The following is a 5074-nucleotide window of genomic DNA, read 5'->3' as shown; positions in this document are numbered from 1 at the left end:
CTCGTGGGCTCGGAGATGTGTAAAAGAGACAGGGGCGGGGGTGGTTGTGCTGGGTGGGGTGAGCGCGCTTAAAGTAAGGCGAACCTAAGTGGTCGCGGAGTGGTTCGGGCGGGCGGTATGCCGGCCCGGCTCCACCGTGATCGGCACACACCCTGGAGCACCGATGTCCCCGACCGTACGGTCCGTACGCCCCCGCAGCCGCGCCGCCGCCGCGATCGCCCTCGCCGTGGCCGGCGCGCTCTCCCTCGCGGCCTGCGGATCCGGCGACGGCGGCTCGGACTCCGGCAAGTCCGACAACGGCAGCGGCAGCAAGTCCGTGGCCCAGGGCGGCGACGACTTCGCCAAGGCCGCCGAGCAGACGGCGAAGATGGGCACCACGGCCAAGGCGGGCGAGTTCCCCCGCACCATCACGCACGCCCGCGGCAAGACCGAGCTGAAGGCGCAGCCCGAGCGGGTCGTGGTCCTGGACGTCGGCGAGCTCGACAACGTCGTGTCCCTCGGCGTGAAGCCCGTCGGCTACGCCCCCACCGAGGGCGACGACGGCGTACCCGGCTACCTGAAGAAGGAGGCCGGCAACCCCAAGGACGTCGGCACGATCAACTCCCTCAACCTGGAAGCGATCGCGGGCCTGAAGCCGGACCTGATCCTCGGCAGCGAACTGCGGGCCGCCAAGCTCTACCCGCAGCTCTCCAAGATCGCCCCGACCGTCTTCTCCATCCGCCCCGGCTTCACGTGGAAGGAGAACTACCTCCTGAACGCGGCCGCGCTCGACAGGACCGCGAAGGCGAAGACGGAGCTCGCCTCGTACGAGGAGAAGGCGAGGTCCCTGGGCCGCGACCTCGGCGACGACAAGCCGACGATCACGATGCTCCGCTACCTGCCGGACCGTATCCGCCTCTACGCGAAGGCGTCCTTCATCGGCACGATCCTCGACGACGCCGGACTGCCCCGCCCGAAGAACCAGCAGATCAACGACCTCGCCGCGGAGATCAGCCCGGAGAAGATCGACGAGGCCGACGCCGACTGGATCTTCACCGGCGTCTACGGCGACGCCGAGAAGACCGGCCGCTCCGAGGCCGAGAGGAACCCCCTCTGGAAGAAGCTCGGCGCGGTCAAGAAGGGCCAGGCGAAGGACGTTCCGGACGAGACCTGGTACCTGGGTCTCGGAGTGACGGCGGCGAACCTGGTCCTGGACGACCTCGAGGGCTTCCTCGTCAAGTAGTCACGTAGGCGTACGCAGCCGGTGAGCGGCCGGCAGCGGTACGTACGCCATGGCCGGTGGGGCACGGAGGGCGGGTAGCCTTTCCTCTGTGCCCCGTCTGTCTGAAGTCATCGCCGCCCTCGACGCCCTGTGGCCCCCCGAGCGGGCCGAGCAGTGGGACGCGGTCGGCACCGTCTGCGGCGATCCCGACGCGGAGGTCTCCCGGGTCCTCTTCGCCGTCGACCCCGTCCAGGAGATCGCCGACGAGGCGGTGAGACTGGGCGCCCAGCTCCTGGTCACGCACCATCCGCTCTATCTGCGCGGTACGACGACGGTCTCGGCCGGCACCTTCAAGGGCCGCGTCGTGCACGACCTGATCAAGCACGACGTGGCGCTGCACGTCGCACACACCAACGCGGACCAGGCCGACCCCGGTGTCTCCGACGCCCTCGCGGGCGCGCTGGACCTCCGCGTCGTACGGCCCCTCGTACCGGACCCGGCCGACGCGCACGGCCGCCGCGGGCTCGGCAGGATCTGCGAGCTCGAGCACCCACTGACGCTGAGCGAGCTCGCCGAGCGCGCGGCGAAGCGGCTGCCCGCCACCGCACAGGGCATCCGGGTCGCGGGCGACCCGGAGCAGCTGATCCGCACGGTCGCGGTCAGCGGCGGCTCCGGCGACAGCCTCTTCGACGACGTACGGGCCGCCGGCGTCGACGCCTTCCTCACCGCGGACCTGCGCCACCATCCGGCGTCCGAGGCCCGCGAACGCACGCCTCTCGCGCTGCTCGACGCCGCGCACTGGGCCACCGAGTGGCCCTGGTGCGAGCTGGCCGCAGCCCAGCTCGACGAGATTTCCGACCGGAACGGATGGGGACTGCGCGTCCACGTCTCGAAGACGGTCACCGACCCCTGGACCGCCCACGCGGCCTCACCGCTTACTGACACATCTGGAGCCCCCAACTGAACGCCGCGCCCGCCGACCAGATCCGACTGCTCGACGTCCAGGCCCTGGACGTACGCCTGCAGCAGCTCGCGCACAAGAAGAAGTCGCTGCCCGAGCACGCCGAGATCGAGTCGCTGAACAAGGACCTCGCGCAGCTGCGCGACCTGCACGTCGCCTCGACGACCGAGGAGAGCGACTGCGCCCGCGAGCAGACCAAGGCGGAGCAGGACGTCGACCAGGTGCGTCAGCGCGCGGCCCGCGACCAGCAGCGCCTGGACTCGGGCGCGGTCACCTCGCCCAAGGACCTGGAGAACCTCCAGCGCGAGATCGCCTCGCTCGCCAAGCGCCAGGGCGACCTGGAGGACGTGGTCCTCGAGGTCATGGAGCGCCGCGAGTCCGCCCAGGAGCGGGTCTCCGAGCTGGGCGAGCGGGTCTCCTCCGTGCAGGCGAAGACCGACGACGCGACGGCCCGCCGTGACGCCGCCTTCGAGGAGATCGACGGCGAGGCCGCCACGGTCACCAAGGAGCGCGAGGTCGTGGCGGGTTCGGTCCCGGCCGACCTGCTCAAGCTGTACGACAAGCTGCGCGTCCAGCAGGGCGGCGTCGGCGCGGCCAAGCTCTACCAGCGGCGCTGCGAGGGCTGCCGCCTCGAGCTGAACATCACCGAGGTCAACGAGGTGAAGGCGGCGTCCCCCGACACGGTCCTGCGCTGCGAGAACTGCCGCCGCATCCTGGTCCGTACGTCCGAGTCCGGCCTGTAGAGCTGTAATTCTGTAAGGGACAGTGTCCGTGCGCGAGTTCATCGTCGAGGCCGACGGCGGTTCCCGGGGCAACCCGGGGCCCGCGGGCTACGGCTCCGTGGTCATCGACGCGGCGACGGGGGAGACCCTGGCGGAGGCCGCGGAGTACATCGGCGTCGCGACGAACAACGTCGCCGAGTACAAGGGGCTTGTGGCCGGTCTGAAGGCCGCGTACGCCCTCGACCCCTCGGCGTCCGTCCACGTCCGGATGGACTCGAAGCTGGTCGTCGAGCAGATGTCGGGCCGCTGGAAGATCAAGCACCCCGACATGAAGCCGCTCGCCGCCGAGGCGGCGCGGGTCTTCCCCTCGTCCCAGGTGACGTACGAGTGGATCCCGCGCGAGAAGAACAAGCACGCGGACCGGCTCGCCAACGAGGCGATGGACGCGGGCAAGCGGGGGCAGCAGTGGGAGGCTTCGGCTTCCACCGCTGAGCTGGACGCGAAGGCGTCGGTCCCGGTGCCTTCGGGGCCGCCCGGTGACGCCGCCGCGGGCGCGGCCAAGGCGCGGGCGGCGCTGGCGGAGCGACGGGCTCCGGAAGTGCCTTCCGGCAGTGCGGCGGATGTCCGTGCCGCGGGCAACGTGGCCGCGCAGGCCCCGTCGGCCGGTTGGGGCCCGGATCTCCGCGCCCCCGCGACCTTCGTCCTGCTGCGGCACGGCGAGACCGCGCTGACCCCGCAGAAGCGGTTCTCGGGCAGCGGCGGCTCCGATCCGTCGCTCTCGGACATCGGCCGCGAGCAGGCCGAGCGCGCGGCGGCGGCGCTCGCCGCACGTGGCACGATCCAGGCGATCGTCTCCTCGCCGCTGAAGCGCTGCCAGGAGACCGCGCAGGCCGTGGCCGCCCGCCTCGGACTCGACGTACGGATCGAGGACGGGCTGCGCGAGACGGACTTCGGGGCCTGGGAGGGCCTGACCTTCGGCGAGGTGCGCGAGCGCCAGCCGGAGGAGCTCAACGCGTGGCTGTCCTCGGCCAAGGCGGCGCCGCCCGGCGGCGAGTCCTTCGCCGCGGTGTCCCGCCGGGTCTCGGCGGCGCGTGACCGGCTGATCGCCGAGTACGCGGGCCGGACGGTGCTGCTCGTCACGCACGTCACGCCGATCAAGACCCTGGTCCGCCTGGCGCTCGGCGCCCCGCCGGAGGCGCTGTTCCGCATGGAGCTCTCGGCGGCCTCGCTGTCGGCGGTGGCGTACTACGCGGACGGCAACGCGTCGCTGCGCCTGCTGAACGAGACGGCGCACCTGCGCTAAGCGCTCCGCGGGAAGTGCGGTACTCGTCCGCGGGTCCGTCGTGGCTGGTCGCTCCCCCAAGTTCTCGGCTTCGCTCGAACAGGGGGGACCCCCTTCGCGGCGGAGCCGCACATGTCACAGCCCCGCGCCCCTTACGGGGCGCGGCGCCGCGGCGGTGTCAGCGCAGGGCTGCCGCCTCGCGGGCCAGGGACTCGACCCGGTCCCAGTCCTTCGCCGCCACCGCGTCGGCGGGCAGCATCCAACTCCCGCCCACGCAGCCGACGTTGGGCAGCGCGAGGTAGGAGGGCGCGGAGGCGAGGGAGACGCCCCCGGTCGGGCAGAAGCGGGCCTGCGGGAGCGGGCCCCCGAGGGACTTGAGGTAGGCGGTCCCGCCGGCGGCCTCCGCCGGGAAGAACTTCATCTCGCGCACGCCGCGCTCGAGCAGCGCGACGACCTCCGAGGTCGTCGAGACGCCCGGCAGGAACGGCACCCCCGACTCCCGCATCGCGCCGAGCAGCGTGTCCGTCCAGCCCGGGCTGACGAGGAAGCGGGCCCCGGCGGCCACGGTGTCGGCGACACCCCGGGCCGAGATGACGGTGCCCGCGCCGACCACGGCGTCCGGGACCTCGGCGGCGATGGCCCGGATCGCGTCGAGCGCGGCGGGCGTCCGCAGCGTCACCTCGATGGCGGGCAGCCCGCCGGCGACGAGCGCGCGCGCCAGAGGCACGGCGTCGGCGAGGTCCTCCACGACGACCACGGGGACGACGGGGGCGAGATCGAGGACGGAGGCGGAGGGGGAAGTCATAGCTGCATCCTGCCCGGCACAAGCATCCTGCGCAAAGCTCATTGCACACCTTGCAACGGACTCTCTCGGGGCCCCGAGCCGAACCCGGCCCCGACCCCAGCGC

At 72.3% G+C, this 5074-nt stretch carries 5 protein-coding genes; 4 read left to right on the top strand and 1 reads right to left on the bottom strand.

Going from position 1 to position 5074, the window contains the following annotated elements:
• Window positions 1-163: 163 nt before the first annotated feature.
• From E2651_RS41085 to E2651_RS41070, 4 genes are all read left to right on the top strand, one after another.
• On the top strand, window positions 164-1222 hold the full coding sequence (locus tag E2651_RS41085) for an iron-siderophore ABC transporter substrate-binding protein (protein WP_135336376.1): 1059 nt from the start codon (window positions 164-166) through the stop codon (window positions 1220-1222).
• An 88-nt stretch (window positions 1223-1310) separates the two neighbouring features.
• The gene (locus E2651_RS41080) at window positions 1311-2165 is read left to right on the top strand and encodes a Nif3-like dinuclear metal center hexameric protein (protein WP_135336375.1); all 855 of its coding nucleotides are present in this window, start codon (window positions 1311-1313) and stop codon (window positions 2163-2165) included.
• On the top strand, window positions 2162-2905 hold the full coding sequence (locus E2651_RS41075; protein WP_135336374.1) for a C4-type zinc ribbon domain-containing protein: 744 nt from the start codon (window positions 2162-2164) through the stop codon (window positions 2903-2905). Before E2651_RS41080 ends, E2651_RS41075 begins: the two co-directional genes overlap by 4 nt.
• A 28-nt stretch (window positions 2906-2933) precedes the next feature.
• Window positions 2934-4187, top strand: coding sequence for a bifunctional RNase H/acid phosphatase (locus E2651_RS41070; RefSeq protein WP_135336373.1), 1254 nt, complete (start codon window positions 2934-2936; stop codon window positions 4185-4187).
• A 157-nt stretch (window positions 4188-4344) separates the two neighbouring features.
• Here the strand turns inward: E2651_RS41070 and eda are convergent, their stop codons facing one another.
• Entirely contained in the window at window positions 4345-4971 is a 627-nt protein-coding gene (gene eda / locus E2651_RS41065) for a bifunctional 4-hydroxy-2-oxoglutarate aldolase/2-dehydro-3-deoxy-phosphogluconate aldolase (RefSeq protein ID WP_135336372.1), read from the bottom strand.
• Window positions 4972-5074: the final 103 nt, after the last annotated feature.

It is taken from the genome of Streptomyces sp. MZ04 (genome assembly GCF_004684775.1).
Taxonomy (GTDB): Bacteria; Actinomycetota; Actinomycetes; order Streptomycetales; family Streptomycetaceae; genus Streptomyces.
The sequence above is the reverse complement of the archived record's forward strand: the minus strand, read 5'-3'. Positions and strand labels throughout refer to the sequence as shown.